Genomic DNA, 18,799 nt, shown 5'->3' on the forward strand with positions numbered 1-18,799 from the left:
GACGAAACCCCTATGCTGATAGAGTCCAAAATCCAAACCGACAGCGAAGAATTCCAGACCAACTACGCTGCCATGCTGGCGCAGTGTGAACAACTGCAGGAGCGCCTGGAACTCGTCCGGCAGGGCGGCGGCCCGGCTGCCCAGGAACGCTTCCGCAGCCGTGGCAAGCTGCTTCCCCGCGAACGCATCGAGCAGTTGATTGATCCGCGCAGCGACTTCCTCGAACTGTCGCCGCTGGCCGCTTGGGATATGTATGACAACGAAGCCCCCTGCGCCTCGTTCATTGCCGGTATCGGGCGCGTCCACGGCGTGGAGTGCCTCATCACGGCCAACGATGCCACCGTCAAGGGCGGCGCGTTCTATCCGATGACGGTCAAGAAGAGTCTGCGCGCGCAGCAAATTGCACTTGAAAACCGTCTGCCCTGCATTTCGCTCGTGGAATCGGCCGGGGCCAACCTGTTTTACCAGGCGGAAATGTTCGTCGAGGGCGGCCGCGGCTTTGGCAATCAGGCACGGCTGTCGGCGCGGGGCATTCCCCAGGTGGCCCTTGTGTTTGGCAGCAGCACGGCCGGCGGCGCGTATGTGCCGGGCATGTCCGATTACGTCGTCATGGTCCGGCGGCAGGCCAAGGTGTTTCTCGGCGGGCCGCCGCTGGTCAAAGCGGCCACGGGCGAGGACATTGACGACGAAACCCTGGGCGGCGCGGATATGCACGGGCGCGTGTCGGGCGTCAGTGACTACACGGCGGAAGACGATGCTGACGCCATTCGGATTGGACGCGAGATCGTCGCCAGCCTCAACTGGCGCAAACCGCCGGTGCCCAACTACCAGACGCCGGAGCTGCCGGCCTATGACCCGGACGAACTCCTGGGCATCATTCCGGCCAACCCGCGCAAAAGCTTCGACATGCGCGAGGTCATCGCCCGGATTGTGGACGGCTCGCGGTTTCTCGAATTCAAGCGCGACTACGGCCCGACGCTCCTTACCGGCCACGCCCACATCGAGGGCTTTCTGGTCGGCATCATCGCCAACAACGGCATTCTGTTTTCGGAATGCGCCCTCAAAGCAGCCCACTTCATTCAGCTCTGCAATCAGGCGCGCATCCCGATCATTTATCTGCACAACACGCCCGGTTTCATGATTGGCCGCAAGGTCGAGCACGAAGGCATCGTCAAGCACGGCTCGAAGATGATCCAGGCGGTGTCCAATGCCACCGTGCCGCAGTTTTCAGTCATCGTGGGCGGCTCCTACGGGGCCGGCAACTATGCCATGTGCGGCCGCGCCTACGACCCACGGCTGCTCTTTTCCTGGGTCAACAGCCGGATTGCCGTTATGGGCGGCGAACAGGCGGCCGGCGTCCTGGTGCAGGTACGGCTGGCGGCTATGAAAGCCCGTGGGCAGACGCCCAACCCGGAACAGTTGGAAGCCATGCGGCGCGAAGTCGTCGAACAGTTCGAGGCGCAATCGTCAGCTTACTACGCCACGGCGCGACTCTGGGACGACGGCATCATTGACCCGCGCGACACCCGGCGCGTCCTGGCCATTGGCATTTCGATGTCCTACAACTCCGGCTTTGCCGAGGAACCGGCGCCCCGCTATGGCGTCTTCCGCATGTAGCTGCCGCACATGGGCAGGTATGCGCATGTGTAGGGGCAGGTTCCCATACCTGCCCCTACACATGCGCACAGGCGGGCACCTCATCCAGGGCTTCTTCCGGCTCCGGCAGCCACTCGCCGGCGGCTTCCCGTTCACCCATGCGGGTAAAGTAGTCGGCGATGCGTTCGGTGAGTTCCGTCCGGGTCTGGGCGTGAAACACCTGGGTACGGAAGATAGCCCCGCCCGGCAGACCCTTCGTAAACTGCGCACAGAGCTGCTTGACCTTGCCCATGGCGGCCGTTTCCGTCGGACACTCGGCCAGCATCAGGTCAAAGTATTCGAGCAGGACATCCCGTTTGTCGTAGAGCGTCGGGCGGTAGGGCGTTTCGCCGCGCATGGCTTCGGCGGTTTGCCGGAAAATCCACGGGTTGGCCATGGCGCCGCGGCCAATCATGACGCCATCCACGCCGGTTTCACGGAAACGGCGAATGGCATCCGCCGGCTGGCGGACATCCCCGCAGCCGATGACCGGAATGGAAACCGCCTGTTTGACCTGGGCGATGATGTCCCAGTTGGCAAAGCCGCTGTAGCCCTGCATGCGCGTCCGCCCGTGAATGGCAATGGCCTCGACGCCGCAATCTTCCGCCAGCCTGCCGACTTCCACAGCCACAATCGAGTTGTCATCCCAGCCGGTACGAATCTTGATCGTGAGTGGAATGGTGATGCGCCGGCGCATTTCCCGCAAAATGACGGCCAGATGCGGCAGATCGCGGAGCAGCGACGAACCGGCCCCGCGTCCGACGACCTTTTTGGCCGGACAGCCGCAGTTGACATCCACAATATCGGCGCCGGCTTCCTGGGCGACTTCGGCGGCATCGGCCATGCGCTTCGGATCAACCCCAAAGAACTGAATCGAGATGGGACGTTCCGCGTCGGTGAACTTCATCATCTTGTGGGTCTTAAGATTGCCGCGCGTCAGGCCCTCGACGCTGATGAACTCCGTCACGATCAGGCCCACGCCCCCCAGCCGCTTGATGAGTCCCCGAAAGGCGGAATCCGTCACCCCGGCCATAGGGGCCAGCACCAGCGGCGGTTGAATGACGACGTTCCGAATGGAAAAAGCGGTTGGCAGTGCAAAGGTCATGGCAGGTCTTCGTTCGAAAGAGCCGTTTCGATTTCCGCCGCCGAGACGGTCGCCGTGCCACGCTTCATGACGACGATACCGGCGGCAATGTTGGCCAGATGCATGGCCGTTTCCCAGTCAGCACCGGCGGTCAGCGCGGCGGTAAAGGCCACGAGGACCGTATCACCTGCGCCGGTCACATCCACCGGCGTCCGGCTGCCGTGAACCGGAATGGACAGCGGAGCAGTTCCACTACGGGCCAGCGTCATGCCGTCCGCACCACGTGTCAGCAGCAGGGCATCGAGTGCAAGCTGCTCCCGCAACCGTTCCGCATGGTAACTGGCGGCGTCAAGGTCGTGGAAGGTTGCGCCGGCCAGCCGTTCGGCTTCTTCCTGGTTTGGCGTCGCGGCGGTCAGACTGTGAAAGTCTGCCAGCCGGTGCCGTGAATCCGCCACGACTGGCAGGCGGGTGGCCTTGTGCCAGGCCCGAAGCAGTGCAATCACTTCGGGCGGTGTGCTGCCGTAGCCATAGTCGGACAGTACCACGCCAGTGGCCGTGGGCAGGGCGGCGCGTACCCGGGCCGTCAGGGTTTCGACGACGCCCGGCGGCAGAGGAGATGTTTCCTCGCGGTCCAGCCGAATCACCTGCTGGCGCGCGGCATTGGGCAAGCCGGCCAGGACGCGGCTCTTGGTTGGCGTCGGACGCCCCGGCAGTACCACCGCCGGCGTGGTGCAGATGCCACGCCGCCGCAGGTCGGTCAGAACGCACCGCCCGGAACGGTCGCGGCCGATGACGCCAATCCAGGTCGTCGGGATGCCCAGCGCGGCCGCATTGGCCGCGGCATTGGCGGCGCCGCCGGGGATGATTTCCGTGAACTCGTGCCGCAGGATCAGCACCGGCGCTTCCCGCGACACGCGGGCAATCGTGCCGTGGATAAACTCATCCGCGATGGCATCGCCAATGACAAGCAGGTGCTGCGCCGGAAAGCGCGACAGGATGAAACGTAAGGACGCGGACAGCGGCATGCGGGCAGAGAACCTTTTTGCGAACGGGCGCGCGCTCACCGGCCGTTGCGTGGCGCGGCACGGGGTAATCGTTAGCCGACCAGCAGGGCATCCGCAATACGCCGGGCAGCATGGCCGTCCCACAGCTCCGGGCGACGTGGTTCCAGCGGAAAGGGACCGGACAGGCAGGCTTCGGCTGCGGCCAGAATCGCAGCCGGTTCGGTGCCCACCACCTGATTGGTGCCTTCCCGGACTGTAATCGGGCGCTCGGTCGTCGTGCGCAGGGTCAGACAGGGGATGCCCAGCACCGTGGTTTCTTCCTGCAGGCCGCCGGAGTCGGTCAGCACCAGCCGCGCCTGCCGCCACAACTGGAGAAAATCCAGATAGCCCAGCGGAGGCAGGCAGCGCAGCCGCGTAAGGTCAGGCAGGTCAAGGGCTTCCAGCCGCGTCCGGGTGCGCGGATGCACTGGAAAGACAACGGGCAGTCGCCGTGCAAGCTGGATGAGCGCCTGTACAAGACGGCGCAGTGTGGCCGGATTATCCACGTTGGAGGGACGGTGCAGGGTGACGACGGCGTACTGTCCCGGCGTCAGTTCCAGCGTGTCGAGAATGTGAGATTGGGCCGCGCGGGGCAGGGCCGCCAGCAGGCTGTCCACCATGATGTTGCCGACGCGCCGGATGCGCGCCGGATCAACCCCCTCGCGCAGCAGGTTGGCGTCGGCGTCGGCGCTGGGCGTCAGGAGCAGGTCGGCGACGGCATCCACCAGCCGGCGGTTGGTTTCTTCCGGCATCGTGCGGTCAAAACTGCGTAGTCCGGCTTCGACGTGGGCGACCCGCAGGCCGCACTGTACGGCCGTCAACGTCGCCGCCAGTGTGGCGTTCACGTCCCCGACGACCACCACCCAGTCCGGCCGCCGGGCCAGCCAAAGCGGCTCCAGTGCCAGCATCGTACGGGCGGTCTGGTCCGTAGCCGTTCCTGACCCGATGCCCAGCGTATGGTCCGGGGCCGGTATTTCCAGATCACGAAAAAAGGCATCGGTCAGGGCCGGGTCGTAGTGCTGTCCGGTATGGATGATGCAGTGCGTGACCTGTGGGCGCTGCGCCAGTTCGCGGGCAAGCGGAGCCAGCTTGACAAAGTTGGGACGCGCGCCGACGACGCTACAGATATTCATGCCGGCGGCCCCGTCCTGCCGTGATTTTGTCTGCCGAAGCACATTCAATTCCAGAAAAGGCGCGCAGGATGATGTTCCCTTCAGAAAAGCCGGGAAACCTGGGTACCCAAGACGAACGTTTTACCTGGCGTGATGTCATATTGAGCAAGAGACCAACGGAGGTTCCCGACCATGAACGAACCGATGTATGCCATGCAACGTGCCAACGGTGAATGGCTGATGACCGAAATCGAGGGGCAACGCTGCCTGCCGGTGTTTCAGAATGCTATGGCGGCCCGCCGCGTTCACCAGCGGGTCGGCACCTTGATGGTGTATCGTCCGCAGCCACTCGATAGCGAGGTCATTACCAAACTCCAGCGCCAGACACCGGACCTGCGATTCTGGCTGGTGGATGATTTCGCTCCCAATCCCGACCTTACTCCGGGCCGCTGGCTTTCCCCGGATGAACTCATCACGGCGGGTGATGCCGGCGACTACGCCATGGCGGCATGACGCAGGACCATACCCACGATATTGACCCCCAGACCCAACTGCACACGACGTATGTCTATGGCCCGGTGCCCTCGCGGCGGCTGGGCGTCAGTCTGGGGGTCAATCCTCTGCCTGTCGAAACAAAAGTCTGCAACTTCGATTGTCCCTACTGTGAATGCGGCTGGACGGTTTCCGACCGTCCGGCCGGAAACATGCCGCGCTTTGAGACGCTGGCCGCCGAACTCGAAGCCAAACTCAGGCAGTGTCAGGCGCAGGGCATCCGGCTTGACGCCATCACCTTTGCCGGCAACGGCGAACCCACGCTTCATCCACGCTTCCGGGATTTAGTGGAAGAGACCTGCCAGTTGCGCGACCGCTATGCACCGCAGGCTAAGGTCGCCGTTCTTACCAATGCCACCCGGCTGCGCCGACCGGAAGTGCGCGCTGGCTTGCAGCGGGCGGATATTCGCCAGTTCAAGCTCGATGCCGGCACGGAAGCCATGTTCCGGCGTGTGGATCGCCCCTACGGACAACTCACCCTGGCGCGCATCGTGGAAGACATCTGTGCCTTTGACGGCCCTAAGATGCTTCAGAGCATGTTCTTCCGTGGTGTCTCAGCGGGTGCGCCGATTGACAACACCACGCCGGAAGAAGTCGCCGCCTGGCTGGGTCACGTAGCGCGGATTCAGCCCACAGAAGTGCATCTCTACAGCCTTGACCGTACACCGGCTGAAGCGACGCTGGAAAAGGTCTCCCGGGCCGAACTCGAAGCCATTGCCGAGCGGGTTCGGGCGCTGGGCATCCCGGCTGAAACCTTCTGAACCTGTCTCCGAAGAGAATAAAGCGGCTCGCCGCGCCGGCTGACTGGGCAGTGACCGCGTAAAGAAAAGACCGTCACGACGCGGGAAGGATTTTTTGGTGCAAAAACCTCTGCCCGGCGTTAGAGTCCTTTGTTGCCCTACAGTTTCAATCCTGTTTTAAGGACGGTATGGCTTATGGACGTTGCCTACATCACCAATGCCGAGCGTCTGGCAGCTCTCCAGCGGTATGACATCCTCGACACACCGCCAGACGGGACGTTTGACCGCGTCGCCCGGATTGCCGCCCGTATCTTTCACGTTCCGATTGCCCTTGTCTCCCTGGTTGACCAGGACCGCATCTGGTTCAAAGCACGGGAAGGTCTCAGCGGCGTTACTGAAATTCCCTGCGCCCCCGGATTGTGCGCTTCCGTGGTTTGCCAGGATCAGACCTACCTGGTTACAGATGCCCTGCAAGACCCCCGGACACGGGAAAATCCCCTCGTGGTGGGCGAGTTTGGGCTGCGCTTCTATGCCGCCGCGCCGCTCATCACCCACGATGGCTACCGGCTGGGAACCGTCTGTGTCATTGACCGGAAGCCACGGCCGGCACCCAAACCCGAAGAGTTGGCCATTCTCGAAGACCTCGCTGGCATTGTGATTGACCAGATGGAAATCCGGCTGGCGGCACGGCAGACACTTGAATCTCTTGTTCTGGCCGAGGGCGGTTCAGACAATCTGGCCAACCCGGAAGCCCTCATCACGATTTGCGCCTGGTCCAAGAAGGTGCGGATTGACGGCGAGTGGGTCAGCTTCGAGGAATTCCTCGAACGGCGCTTCGGGATGCGTGTCACCCACGGCATCTCACGCGATGCGATGCGGCGGGCGCTGCTCGAATGGAAAAGCCGAAGTGCATCCACAGCGCCACAGGCCGCAGCCGCCGATTAGCCTTCGGGTGCGCCCGGCATCCGGGACTCAAAAAAACGCCGAGGCAGCCCGTCATCGCAGGCTGCCTCAATGTTTTTCACCGGAGTGTGGTGCACCCGACAGGATTCGAACCTATGACCTTCTGATTCGTAGTCAGACGCTCTATCCAACTGAGCTACGGGTGCCAAAGTGGTGCGGATGAAAGGACTTGAACCTTCAAGGGCCGAAGCCCACATGGTCCTGAGCCATGCGCGTCTGCCAATTCCGCCACATCCGCATTCTTCATCCCGCTGCTTTCCGGGAAAGCAGCACAAAGTTGTACCTTGCCTTACCAAAGCTGTCAAGTTGCCGGTGCAAGCCCCAAAAGCAAAACTCAAAATTCGAGGCGTGGCAGGCGTCCCGTGGTTGAACGGGCGGCTTCCTGCCGGCCGCGTTCGACTTCAAGCATGAACGTTTGCAGCTTGATGCGGTCCTTACGGCCCGGCGCGGACTCGACACCTTCGCGCACATTGACGGCGTAGGGTTTGACGGTCCGAATCGCCGTGGCGACATTTTCGCTCGTCAGTCCGCCGGAGAGAATCACCCGGACATACTGTTTGGCGGCGGCAGCAAAGCGCCAGTCGAACAGGCGTCCCCCCTGCCCATCCGGCGAGTCACCCTCCAGGAGGATCGCCGAAACCGGATAGGTTTTCACCCGCATCACATCGAAATCATCGCCGACGCGCAGCTTTTTGACGAGGCGCCAGGCGCTGAACTGGCGGCAGTAATCGGCGCTCTCGTTGCCGTCAAGCTGCACGACTGAAACCTTGGCCGCCTCCACCATGGAGTGCAGGGCCTCGAAGTTGAACTCGTTGTGAAAAATGCCGACCACCGGCACGAACGGGGGCAGACGGTCGGCAATCTCGCGGACGGCCGCCGGGGCAATGTGGTATTCGCTGCGTGGATTGAGGTCGAAACCAAGGGCATCAGCGCCGGCATCGAGTGCCAGCACAGCATCCTGGTAGGTCATGATGCCACTGATTTGTGTCTTGACCATGGTCACACCTCCCTGGTTGTGCAGCCCGGCGGTTTCGTCCCACGACCCGACGCTTGGCTGGTGTCTTTCTGAACTGACTTCCCACAAGCGCCTGGCTCAGTCCCGGATCCTTCTTCCATTATCCGCCAGGCGGGGATGTCCGACAAGCACGACGTATGCCACACGGCCGGGGCAATCGCCGGTTGTAGGGGCGACCAGCGGTCGCCCCTACAACGTTGCGCTGGCGGGCTGATTTACGCCACCATCGGCGGCGGAGTTCCGCGCCCACTGCCTGGGAATCTTGTGAACCGGGGGCCACACTCACATGCCAACTCGCTACGACATCGTCGGGGGACGCCCGTTGCAGGGCACGCTACGGGTTTCAGGGGCCAAAAATGCCGCCCTCAAAATGATCGTGGCGGCGCTCATCGCCGACGGCGTGACGACACTGCACAACGTGCCGCGCATTACGGATGTCGAGATCACGCTCAAACTGTGTGAAGAACTCGGCGCGCGCTACTGGTGGCGGGATGAAACAACGGTTGAGATTGACGCCCGCAATATCAACAACGCCGTCATTCCCCTCAAATACAGCGGCTCGACCCGTACGCCGATTCTGTTTGTGTCGCCGTTGCTGCACCGGCTCGGCAAAGCCGAACTGACCACCATCGGGGGCTGCTCGATTGGGCCGCGCCCGATCAACTACCACATCGCCGGCCTGCGGCAGTTGGGAGCGCACGTTGAAGAAATCTCGCGGACGTCTTATCGGTTTCAGGCCGACCGGCTTCACGGCAACATCATCAACCTTGAATACCCCAGCGTCGGGGCGACGGAGAACCTGCTGATGGCGGCCGTCGGCGCGCGTGGGCGGACGGTCATTCGGAATGCCGCCATCGAACCGGAAATTCTCAATCTGGCCGGGATGCTTCAGGCCATGGGCGCGGTGGTCTATCAGGATGTCAACCGGACGTGGATTGTCGAAGGCACGACCCGTTTTCGGGCCGTTGAATACGAAGTTATGGATGACCGCATCGAAGCGGCCTCCTTTGCCGCCTGCGCTGTGGCGACGGGCGGTGAAGTGCTGGTCAAAGGGGCCATCCAGCGCGACATGGTGACGTTCTTGGACTGGCTGCGCAAAGTCGGCGGCGAGTTTGACATTTACCCGGATGGCATCCGGTTTTACCGCCAGGACCGGCTGCGTCCGGTCAATCTGGAAACCGACGTGCATCCCGGCTTTATGACGGACTGGCAGCCGCCGTTCGTCGTCCTGCTGACCCAGGCGGAAGGTATTTCGGTCGTTCACGAGACGGTCTATGAAAGCCGTTTTGGCTACGTCGAGGCCCTGGTTTCGATGGGCGCACACATCCAACTGACGAACGACTGTCTGGGCAGCCGGGAATGCCGCTTTACCAACAAGAACTACCTGCACAGCGCCCTGATTTCCGGGCCGACACCCCTGCGTGGAGGGACGCTGTACATCCCTGACCTGCGGGCGGGCTTTGCCTACGTCATGGCGGCGCTCATTGCCAGCGGAGAGAGCCGGATTTATGGAACCGAGTTCGTGCAGCGGGGTTATGCCAACCTGATCGGCAAACTCCGCGAGATTGGAGCCGACATCAGCGAAACACCGGTGGAAACGGCTGAATCACCGTGAGCATGGGCAGACACAGACAGGGGCGTACCGGCATTTGGTGGCGCTGGCGGCAGGCCGGGCGGCTGGGTGGCCGGGCCGGATGGCTCTGGCTGGTGTCCCTCTGGTTTGTAGCCCTCTGGTTTGCGGCTGGCGGGGCAGTGGGTTATGCCCAGTCGCCGGGCAGTAATGGCCGGGAGTTTCTTGCCGACCGCATGGTGGCCACGGTCAACGGGGATGTCATCACCCAGAGCGATCTGGTGTGGTTTCTGGCCTTTGATCCCGATGTCAACCTGGTCTCGATTTCGGAGGCTGACCTGCAACGGGTTTTGGCAGCGAAAATTGACCTGCTGTTGCTGGCGCAGGAAGCCGCCCGCTTTCCGCTGGCCAACCTGACCGCCGAAGAAGTGGCGGCGGCCAAACAGCGCCTTATCAAACGTTTTCCTTCCGAAGCCGTCTTCCGGGAGCGATTGGAATTGGTTGGGCTGGACGCCGAAACCTTCGAGCGGCTCATCCGCGAGCGGTTGCAAGTGGAGAAGTACATCAACTTCCGGTTTCAGACCTTCGTACTGGTGACGGATGACGATGTGCTGGAGTATTACGCAACGCGGGTGCGCCCGGCGCTGGCGGCTTCCGGCACTGTGACCCCGGAAACACCCAACGACGAACAGCGGGCGCTGATTACGGAGATTCTGTCACGGGAACGGGCCGAGCGGGAGCAACGGCAGTGGCTGGAAGCGGCCCGGCGGCGGGCCGATCTGGTGCCCATCGCGCCCTACGCGCGGGCTGTCATTGGCGGGCAGGAGTCCAGGGGCGCAGCGACGCCGGAAGCCGGGCCGCCCCCCGCTCCGTAACCGGCAGGCGCACATGTCACGTCCGTATTGGTTCGATTGTGTCCTCGGGTGGCGCTCAATCCGGGCGACCGGACTGGGCAACGGCGCGCAGATGTAAGCGCCTGCCAGACGCAACTCTCTGTCAAAATCTACTCGCTGACACGGCGAACACGAAATATCCTTGGCATGATGACCGCAAAGGAACGTGGAAGTTCACTCAGGTGCTCCCTGACAGCCAAAGCCACCAACTCCGCTTTGCGAACGGGTGTCACGCCTGCCAGACGAATCAGTATCACTCCATGCATGTGGAGGCGCTGACGAAATACCAGCTCGCCGAAATCCTTGTCTGTAGTCAGCAACAATGCCGTCTCCTGATTCGCCAGGTTCAAGACAGCATCATCAGGTATCCCTGGCTTCAATTCAGCAATGTATAAAACCTGATGCCCCTCCTGGCGCAGACGTTCCACAATGGGGCGGTCAACACTTTCGTCAGCCAAAAACTTCATGAAAGTGTCTCAAGCCAGGGGGTAAACGACATCGGCACGCAGGGCGTCTCTGGCAAATGCCAATGCGGACAGGATGGCTTCGCGGGTCAGGTGGGGATGTGCCTCAAGAACCTGCTCTATTGTTTCGCCCGCTGCGAGTTTCTCCAGGATGAGTTCAACGGTAATGCGTGTCCCAGCAATGACAGGTTTCCCCATCATCACCTTTGGGTTTGATACGATCCACTGCTTTTGCATCTTCTCATCTCCACGATTGTTGCGTCGCACCCGACGACTCGCACTTCAGCCGCGCCGCAAAGCACAGCGGGGCGGCGTCGGATGAAAGCGCATGCCGGGGGGCGTCTGTTTCTGATTCTACTGTGGCGAATCACGCATAACGATTAGAGAACACCGATTTTGGTGGACCAAACCGCCATCAGACATTCAGACATACTGAAGCTGACCTGCAACGGGTTCTGGCAGCGAAAATTGACCTGCTGTTGCTGGCGCAGGAAGCCGCCCGTTTTCCGCCGTACCTGGTTTCGTTGTGGCTTTTGGTGGCGCTCAATCCGGGCGACTGGGCTGGGTGCCAGGCTGGGCGATGGCGCGCAGTTTGTCCAGCGCCCGGGTGTAGCGCATTTTGGCTGCGGACAGTCCCAAGTCAAGGCTCGCGGCAATTTCGGAAAACTCCAGCCCCACGCTCAGGCGCAGCAGGACGATGAGCCGGTCTTCCGGCGTGAGGCAGGCCAGCAGGCGTTCGGCGTCAAGGCGGGCTTCGGTCTGCTGGAGCTGGCGTTGTTTGTCATCGGGCAGGTGGGCGGTTTCTTCGCTCTCCAGGCTTTCCAGCCGGTGGGTTTTCTGGCGGCGCTGATAATCCAGGCAGTGGTTGGCGGTGATACGCCACAGCCAGGTCTGGAAAGCCGCTTCGCCACGAAAGCGTGGCAGTTCAAAAAACACCTTGAGCATGACTTCCTGGGTGAGGTCTTCGGCTTCTTCGGTCTGGCGGCTGAAGCGCCGGCACAGGGCCTGGATATTCGGGCCGTGCCGGCGCATCAGTGTCTCGAAGGCGCCGGTGCGATAGGGCAGTTCCTGCTGTGCGCGGGAAACCAGGGTGGCATCGTCCTCACCGGTCATGGTCAGCCCCTCAGAAGTTGCCTTCAGACTTCCCGTCAACGGCTTTCCGTCAACGCCGGGCGATAGCGACTTCATCGGCTATCAGGCGGGAGTTGGCGACGGTCAACAGCCGTCCGTCGTCGAGCTTGACGCTGGTCTTGATGGTGCCGACTTCATGAACGGTCGCCTTGATCCCTTGCCACTCGATGCGGTCGCCTTCCTGCAGAAGGTCGCGCATGTACACACCAGCCACGATTTCACCGGCCAGCGTGCGGGTGCCCAGCCCAAGGGACAGCGCCAGCGCCGCACCGACGGCAATGAGGGTAATGCCGATGACTTCCTGGAGCAGTGCCGTACGGATATCGAGTTGCTCGATGGAGAGCAGCACTATCAGCGCCGTCAGGACGCCCATAGTAATCCGGGACAGAGTTTGCGCGTACTCGATACCAGCACTATCAGCAACCCGGCGGACAAGTTCAGCCAACCAGCCGGCCACCATCAGCCCCACGACGAGTACGATTACGGCCGCCAGAAACTTGGGCAGAAACAGCATGACGGAGGTAATCGCGACCCCGGCAGCGGCCAGGCCCAGGGCATCGGCAGCCGAGATGGTGAAGGCCAGCATCACAAAGGCAAAGACGAAGGTACCGAGAACAGAAGACAGCGGGCGGGTCATGCCCCACTGCTGGGCAAAGGCCGTCAGGCCGGATTTTTCGGACAGGCGATCCACGCCGAGGCGTTCGAGCAGCCGCCGGGCCACGGAGCCGGCCACCTTGCCGAACAGGTAGCCGAAGGCCAGCAGAAGCAGGGCGCCAAGGATATTGGGAACGAGGCTGGCAAAGCGTTGGTAGAGGGCAATGAGCGGGGCGCTCATCCAGGTCAGGGTTTGGTTCAGGGTTTCCATAGAGTCCTCCTTTGGGTCTCGGTCGGGTAGGGTGACAGGTTTTTCTGGTGAACCCAGATGAAGAGTGGAGCGAGAAAACGCGCCAGAGCCAGCCACAGGCGGCCGAGCATCCAGCTCAGGATGTCGCGGGCAGCCACGCGGCGGCGGGCTTTGCGGATAACTGGCGTAAGGTATGGCGGCGCGGGCGGCCCAACTCGGCGCAGCGCGGCCGCCAGTTCAGCTTCAAAGGGGTCTGGGTTGGAGGGCATAGACCGCAGCCGTCCTTTCTTCAGGGTGGTGAGGCTGTCCGCAAGAACAGCCATCACCCGGTATGACGGCACGGCGGGGCGAAAAGTCACAACCGGCAGACACAACCTGCCGATGCCCTTTTCCGAATGAAGAACGGGGAATCGGGGAACTTCCGGCGTCAACGGCTTACTTTGCGGCAGAAGATGGTTTCAGGCCGCAGACCAGCCTGCCTGCTGCCGGGCCGAGTCCTGCTGCCAGGCCCGGCTCAGGCAGACCTGGCTCAAGTCAGCCTTGATGCACTGTAAAAAGTTTCGGAAAGCGTATGCGGGAAAGCCATTTGCGGCTTATCCGTTGTTGAAATAGTCGGAATCAACCCGCTTGAGCTGGTAGGTTGTCACAGGAGTAACGCCTACATCGTAGTCAATCATGAGTTCTGCCAGGCGTTTCCCGTCAATAAGCACAATCCTGGCTTCAATGGTTGATACGTATCTTACAGCTTCCTGGGAGAACGAAGAAGTCGTGATAAAAACACCTTTTTTGGCCCGTTTTCCGGCAAGTGCGCCAACAAATCTCTGTATCTCCGGCCTTCCTACACACTGATCCCACTTCTTTGCCTGGATATAAATGGTGTCGAGTCCCAATCTGTCCTGATCAATAATGCCATCTATCCCTTCATCCCCGACCTGGCCGACCGCCCTCGCCGCCTCGCTGCGCGATCCTCCATATCCCATTCTGACCAAAAGCTCAACAACCAGTCTTTCAAAAAAGGCGGGGGTGCTTTTCTTGACAATGTCGAGCAACTCCTGCGCCAGACTGTCCCTCAGCTCTGCGTAAGCTTCTTCCAGTACCTCCTCTGGAGTTTTTTCCTCCTTGCAGATTCCCTTTTTACTTTGCGTCTCTTTTTGTACTTCGCGTCTTCTGAACTCAGTGAACTCAGGGAATTGGGCGAGAAATTCGTTTTTGATTTCCGAAGGATTTTCATTCAAAACTTCTCTTCCCCTTCTGGTAATCACATAATGTGAGCGGCGCACTTTCTCAATGAGATTTGCCTTTGCCAGGTAGGTCTTTGCCCATCCTACACGGGAATAAAAGACAGCCTGCTTACCACTTGGCAGAAGCTCTCTTAGCTCCTCTTCGGTCAGGGAAAACTCTTTGGCCAAAGTATTCACCACATCCTGAATCGAATGTTCCTTGCCATCAGCAAAGCACCGCAGAAGCGGCAGCATCAACGTCTGGTAGTCAGGTATGGGCATCAGACTTCTCCCGGCGACAAGCCGTATGAGGTTTCACTTCGCTTCGAGCCAGTTTGTCCCGATGCGCGCCTCGACCACCAACGGCACGCGCAGCGTCGCCACGCCCTCCATCACCGACCTGACCAACGCCGCCACCCCCGGCGCGTCCTCCGCCGGTGCCTCCAGCAACAACTCGTCATGCACCTGCAACACCAGCCGCGCCCGTGGAAAAGCCGCCGGCAGCCGCCGCGCGACCTCAATCATCGCCAGCTTCATCAAATCCGCCGCCGTCCCCTGAATCGGCGCATTAATGGCCTCCCGCTCCGCCCGCGACCGCACTGTGAAATTCCGACTGTTCAGGTCCGGCATCCGCCGTAAACGCCCATACAACGTCCGTACCACACCCGTCCGCCGCGCGTTCTCCGGCGTCTCCTCCATGTAGCGCCGGATGCCGGGATATGCCGCAAAATACGCATCTATTGCCTTTTTGGCCTCCTTGCGCCCGATGCCCACATTGCGCGCCAGACCATACGCCCCAACCCCGTAGGCAATCCCAAAATTCGTTGCCTTCGCCAGCCGCCGCGTCGCCTGAAGTTCCTCCGGCGTCTGCGCCCCAAACACATCCCGCGCCGTCCGCTCGTGGATGTCCTCCCCGGCCTGAAAAGCCGCCGTCATCCGGGCATCCTCCGTGATGTGCGCCAGCAAACGCAGCTCAATCTGCGAGTAGTCCGCCGAAATCAGCCGACAGCCTTCCTCCGCCACAAACGCCCGGCGCGTACGCCGTCCCATTTCCGTCCGAATCGGAATGTTCTGCAGGTTCGGACGTACTGATGACAACCGCCCCGTCGCCGTCACCGTCTGGGTAAACGTCGTGTGCAAACGTCCCGTGGCCGGATGCACCAGACGCGGCAGGACTGTCACATACGTGTTCAGCAGCTTCTCATGCTCCCGGTATTCGAGAATCAACCGGGGCAGGTCGTACCTCTCCGCCAGCTCTTCCAGCACGTCGGCGCTGGTCGAAATCCGGCCCGTGGCTGTCTTTTTTGAAGTCTCGTAGTTGAGCTTCTCAAAAATGTCGGCCACCTGCTGCGGTGAGTTGATGTTGAACGGCTCCCCGGCCAGTTCATAAATTTCGGTCGTCAACCGCTCCAGTTCCCGGCGCAGCTCGGCTTCAAGCTCAACCAACGGGGCGGGATCGATCCTGACACCGGCACATTCGACATCGTAGAGCACCGGCGTCAGCGGCAGTTCCATCGTCTCGTACACTGTCAGCAGCCCCTCGCTTTCCAACTTCGGGCGCAACACCGCCTGCAACCGGCTGACCACATCCGCCGGGTCAAGAGCCTGCACGGCCCCCGCCTCCAGCCCCAGATACGTTTCAGCCAACCCGGTCAGCGTCAACCGCTCGGCCTTGACGCCAGGATCAAGCAGATACCCCGCCAGATGTACGTCGTCACGCAGACTCTCAAACCGGAAGTCCTGCCCGGAAGCCAGCGCCTCCGTCGCCGGTACGCCACTGTGCGGCGGACAGTTGATGAGATACAGCGCACGCTTGGCGTCATGGCAGGCCTTGTTGACCAGCCCATTGGCCAGGATTTCCAGCAGACCATCCCGCGTCCCGGCATCCAGCGCGGCACGTTCAAAGCGCAGAGCATGCCCCGGGCCAAACGACAGGCTGCCGCGCGTCATCACGCCAGCGTCGTCTTCAAAGTGAAACGCAAAGCTGTCACGCGCATAGACGCTGTCAAACGCGCGGCGCAGGCCCTCGGAAGTGGCCAACTCGTGGTAGCTGGTCGTCACGGCAGCGGTCGGCGTTGCGGCCGGAACCTGCTCCGCTGCCGCCAGCAGTTTGGCAAATTCAGCCGTCAGTGCCTTGAACTCCAGTGCCGAAAAAAGCTCATAGCAGGCGGCAGCGTCCGGCGGCTGGCTGCGAAAGGACTCCAGGTCCAGCGTCACAGGGGCTTCCTGGCAAATCGTCACCAGCCGTTTGGCCAACTGAATGGTCGCCTGGTGATCGCGCAGGGCTTCCCGGTACGTCTTGCGCGACACCTCCGCATGGCGCGCCAGGGCTTCATCCAGCGAGCCGAACTGGCGGATGATCTGTACCGCCCCCTTCTCACCAATGCCGGGCGCGCCGGGGATGTTGTCGGAGCTGTCGCCCCAGAGCGCCAGCACATCCACCACCTGCTCCGGCGGCACACCTATCCAGGCTTCAACGCCGGCCCGGTCGCACCACACAAACTCACCGGACTTGTTGTCCACCCGCAGAATGCTGATGCCGTCGCGGACAAGCTGCGTCATGTCCTTGTCGTTGCTGACGATGACCGCCTCCAACCCCTGCTCCACGGCCAGCCGTGCCAGCGTGCCCATCAGATCATCGGCCTCGTAGCCATCCACCTTGACACGCGGAATCCGCAGCGCGTCACAGACTTTTTCGATGACCGGAATCTGCTCCTGCAAATCCGCCGGCATCTCGGCCCGGTTGGCCTTGTAGTTCTCAAACCACGCCTTGCGAAACGAAGGCGCGGCCGAATCCATCGCCACCACGAGGTACTCCGGCGCGTAGGTCTTTTGCAGCTTGCGCACAATCGAGGTAAAGCCAAAAACGGCGTTGGTCGGCTGGCCGGACTTCGTCGCCAGCCCCCGTACGGCATAGTAGGCGCGGTAAATGTGCGCCATGGCATCAATCAGAAACAGGCGGTGACGGGCGTTCGGTGAAGTCGGCATACGTAAAGTGGCGTGCCCGCGTACAGGGCCAGACAACGGCGCTAGACAGTGCGCTGGCGCAGATAATCGCTCAGCGCCGTCAACCCGCGCTCGATGGCTTCCAGCGAAAGTGAATAGCTCAAACGCAAGTGACCTTCACCGGCGCAGCCGAAGGCCGTCCCCGGCACGGTCGCCACCCGCGCTTCATCCAGCAACCGCATGGCAATTTCGGCGCTTGTTCCCCCCAGCGCCGATACGTCGGGAAACACGTAAAACGCTCCGGCGGGCACCGGCTTTACCGGCAACCCAAGTTCGGCAAGCCCGGCTATCAGACGGTCGCGCCGCTGCCGGTATGCCGCCCGGCATTCCTCAAAAAAGCTCGCCGGTACATCGCGCAGGGCCGCCAGGGCTGCCCACTGCGTCGGCGTGCTGACCCCGTTGGTCGAGTAGAGCACCGAAGTCTTGATGCCGGTGATGAACGGCTCCGGCGCGACGGCGTAGCCCAGCCGCCAGCCCGTCATCCCGTAGGACTTCGACAGGGTATAGACCGAAATCGTCCGCGCGTACATCCCCGGCAGACTGGCGATGGAGATATGTTCGCCCTCATACACCAGGTCTTCGTAGGCTTCGTCCGATACCACTACGAGATCGTGCCGCTGGGCAAAACCGGCGATGGCCTCCAGGTCGGCGCGGGTCAACACCTGCCCGGTCGGATTGTTGGGTGAGTTGACGAGAATCGCACGGGTACGTGGCGTCAATCGCGCTCTCAGCACCGTCTCAATGCCTTCGGCGCGCATCCGGGCCGCTTCCACACACACGGCGCGGCCGCCGGTCATGTGGATGAGATCGCGCGTGGGCGTCCAGTAGGGCGACGGCAGCAGAACTTCATCGCCCGGATCAAGCAGGGCATTGAACGCGCCATACAACCCCTGCATCCCGCCCACGCCGACAACCACGTGCGCCGGCTCGGCCGGAATGCCGTTTTTTGCCCGTACCTTGTCCACAATGGCTTCGATAAGCGGCGGAATGCCACTTGACGGCGCGTAGCGCGTCTTGTTTTCAGCCAGGGCATGGCGCATGGCTTCCTTGATAGGCTCCGGGGTCTCAAAGAACGGCTCGCCGCCCTCGAACTGATGGATGGTTTCACCGGCCGCCTTAAGTTCCAGGACGCGATTCCGAATGCGCACGATTTCGGAAAAGCCGACATCAGCGAACCGGGCGGACAAACGCAGGTTGGAGCCGGTTGGCAAAGGAGTGGGTGCAGACATCTCTTTTTCCTCGATGACTTGGCTTCTTTCGATAGGCCGGGGTGAGCCGTACGTATGTTCCATCACACTGGATGAACAACCAACCTTACGCCATACCGGGCAGCGCCTGCCAGTCCAAAGGTTTCGGCCGGGGGCCGCAGGGCTGTCCACACCGCGTTGTGAAACATCTGTCCTTCAAGCACTTCTACGTTTTGGGCTAAAGTTTTGCTTTCGCTTTGACAACCTCCTGTGGCTCTGCTACGGTCGGGGCCTTGGAGTCAAGGCATCGTTCGACCAGGGATTCACCGGCTGCCCGCAC

18 protein-coding genes and 2 tRNA genes are annotated in these 18,799 nt (G+C 61.7%); 6 read left to right on the forward strand and 14 right to left on the reverse strand.

Features of this window, described 5'->3' with window-relative positions; all coding sequences use genetic code 11:
* Positions 1–12 precede the first annotated feature (12 nt).
* A complete protein-coding gene (locus J8C01_RS10480; RefSeq protein WP_211431881.1) occupies positions 13–1,617 on the forward strand; it encodes an acyl-CoA carboxylase subunit beta in 1,605 nt (534 codons plus the stop codon).
* Positions 1,618–1,672: 55 nt separating this feature from the next.
* Here the strand turns inward: J8C01_RS10480 and dusB are convergent, their stop codons facing one another.
* The 3 genes from dusB to wecB form a co-directional block, all read right to left on the reverse strand.
* Positions 1,673–2,740: a tRNA dihydrouridine synthase DusB gene (dusB, locus tag J8C01_RS10485; RefSeq protein WP_211431882.1), complete on the reverse strand. Its 1,068-nt coding sequence runs from the start codon at positions 2,738–2,740 to the stop codon at positions 1,673–1,675.
* The gene (locus J8C01_RS10490) at positions 2,737–3,744 is read right to left on the reverse strand and encodes a bifunctional heptose 7-phosphate kinase/heptose 1-phosphate adenyltransferase (protein WP_211431883.1); all 1,008 of its coding nucleotides are present in this window, start codon (positions 3,742–3,744) and stop codon (positions 2,737–2,739) included. Before J8C01_RS10490 ends, dusB begins: the two co-directional genes overlap by 4 nt.
* 71 nt (positions 3,745–3,815) lie before the next feature.
* Positions 3,816–4,895, reverse strand: coding sequence for a non-hydrolyzing UDP-N-acetylglucosamine 2-epimerase (gene wecB, locus J8C01_RS10495; RefSeq protein WP_211431884.1), 1,080 nt, complete (start codon positions 4,893–4,895; stop codon positions 3,816–3,818).
* 171 nt (positions 4,896–5,066) lie between these two features.
* On the opposite strand from wecB, the gene J8C01_RS10500 reads away from it, so the two are divergent.
* The 3 genes from J8C01_RS10500 to J8C01_RS10510 all read left to right on the forward strand — a co-directional run bounded on the left by J8C01_RS10500 (position 5,067) and on the right by J8C01_RS10510 (position 7,111).
* Positions 5,067–5,387 (forward strand): NUDIX hydrolase, encoded by a 321-nt coding sequence (locus J8C01_RS10500; RefSeq protein ID WP_211431885.1) that lies wholly within the window; start codon positions 5,067–5,069, stop codon positions 5,385–5,387.
* Complete coding sequence (locus J8C01_RS10505) at positions 5,384–6,187, forward strand: radical SAM protein (protein WP_014100602.1); 804 nt, start codon at positions 5,384–5,386, stop codon at positions 6,185–6,187. Before J8C01_RS10500 ends, J8C01_RS10505 begins: the two co-directional genes overlap by 4 nt.
* Before the next feature lie 174 nt (positions 6,188–6,361).
* Entirely contained in the window at positions 6,362–7,111 is a 750-nt protein-coding gene (locus tag J8C01_RS10510) for a GAF domain-containing protein (RefSeq protein ID WP_211431886.1), read from the forward strand.
* Between the two features lie 87 nt (positions 7,112–7,198).
* On the opposite strand, the gene J8C01_RS10515 is transcribed toward J8C01_RS10510, so the two are convergent.
* The 3 genes from J8C01_RS10515 to J8C01_RS10525 all read right to left on the reverse strand — a co-directional run bounded on the left by J8C01_RS10515 (position 7,199) and on the right by J8C01_RS10525 (position 8,126).
* Positions 7,199–7,275: transfer RNA gene (locus J8C01_RS10515), tRNA-Arg, on the reverse strand.
* A 5-nt stretch (positions 7,276–7,280) separates the two neighbouring features.
* Positions 7,281–7,367 (reverse strand) — tRNA-Leu (locus J8C01_RS10520).
* A gap of 96 nt (positions 7,368–7,463) precedes the next feature.
* Positions 7,464–8,126, reverse strand: coding sequence for a phosphoribosylanthranilate isomerase (locus J8C01_RS10525; RefSeq protein WP_211422110.1), 663 nt, complete (start codon positions 8,124–8,126; stop codon positions 7,464–7,466).
* Between the two features lie 304 nt (positions 8,127–8,430).
* On the opposite strand from J8C01_RS10525, the gene murA reads away from it, so the two are divergent.
* Together murA and J8C01_RS10535 are read left to right on the forward strand one after the other, a co-directional pair.
* Positions 8,431–9,759 carry a UDP-N-acetylglucosamine 1-carboxyvinyltransferase gene (gene murA, locus J8C01_RS10530; RefSeq protein ID WP_211431887.1) on the forward strand — a complete coding sequence of 443 codons (1,329 nt, stop codon included), beginning with the start codon at positions 8,431–8,433 and terminating at the stop codon, positions 9,757–9,759.
* A 2-nt stretch (positions 9,760–9,761) separates the two neighbouring features.
* On the forward strand, positions 9,762–10,589 hold the full coding sequence (locus J8C01_RS10535; RefSeq protein WP_014100606.1) for a SurA N-terminal domain-containing protein: 828 nt from the start codon (positions 9,762–9,764) through the stop codon (positions 10,587–10,589).
* Positions 10,590–10,717: 128 nt separating this feature from the next.
* On the opposite strand, the gene J8C01_RS10540 is transcribed toward J8C01_RS10535, so the two are convergent.
* The 8 genes from J8C01_RS10540 to J8C01_RS10575 form a co-directional block, all read right to left on the reverse strand.
* On the reverse strand, positions 10,718–11,074 hold the full coding sequence (locus tag J8C01_RS10540; RefSeq protein WP_211431888.1) for a DUF5615 family PIN-like protein: 357 nt from the start codon (positions 11,072–11,074) through the stop codon (positions 10,718–10,720).
* 9 nt (positions 11,075–11,083) lie between these two features.
* Complete coding sequence (locus J8C01_RS10545; protein ID WP_014100608.1) at positions 11,084–11,308, reverse strand: DUF433 domain-containing protein; 225 nt, start codon at positions 11,306–11,308, stop codon at positions 11,084–11,086.
* 306 nt (positions 11,309–11,614) lie between these two features.
* Positions 11,615–12,259 (reverse strand): sigma-70 family RNA polymerase sigma factor, encoded by a 645-nt coding sequence (locus J8C01_RS10550; protein WP_211431889.1) that lies wholly within the window; start codon positions 12,257–12,259, stop codon positions 11,615–11,617.
* Complete coding sequence (locus J8C01_RS10555) at positions 12,234–13,067, reverse strand: mechanosensitive ion channel family protein (protein WP_211431890.1); 834 nt, start codon at positions 13,065–13,067, stop codon at positions 12,234–12,236. Before J8C01_RS10555 ends, J8C01_RS10550 begins: the two co-directional genes overlap by 26 nt.
* Positions 13,055–13,315: a hypothetical protein gene (locus J8C01_RS10560; protein WP_211431891.1), complete on the reverse strand. Its 261-nt coding sequence runs from the start codon at positions 13,313–13,315 to the stop codon at positions 13,055–13,057. Before J8C01_RS10560 ends, J8C01_RS10555 begins: the two co-directional genes overlap by 13 nt.
* Positions 13,316–13,639: 324 nt before the next feature.
* Positions 13,640–14,548 (reverse strand): restriction endonuclease, encoded by a 909-nt coding sequence (locus J8C01_RS10565; RefSeq protein WP_211431892.1) that lies wholly within the window; start codon positions 14,546–14,548, stop codon positions 13,640–13,642.
* 33 nt (positions 14,549–14,581) lie between these two features.
* On the reverse strand, positions 14,582–17,254 hold the full coding sequence (gene polA / locus J8C01_RS10570) for a DNA polymerase I (RefSeq protein WP_211431893.1): 2,673 nt from the start codon (positions 17,252–17,254) through the stop codon (positions 14,582–14,584).
* A 41-nt stretch (positions 17,255–17,295) separates the two neighbouring features.
* Positions 17,296–18,501, reverse strand: coding sequence for a pyridoxal phosphate-dependent aminotransferase (locus J8C01_RS10575; RefSeq protein WP_249355448.1), 1,206 nt, complete (start codon positions 18,499–18,501; stop codon positions 17,296–17,298).
* Positions 18,502–18,799 lie beyond the last annotated feature (298 nt).

The organism is Chloracidobacterium sp. D, assembly GCF_018304685.1.
GTDB classification, from domain to species: Bacteria; Acidobacteriota; Blastocatellia; order Chloracidobacteriales; family Chloracidobacteriaceae; genus Chloracidobacterium; species Chloracidobacterium thermophilum.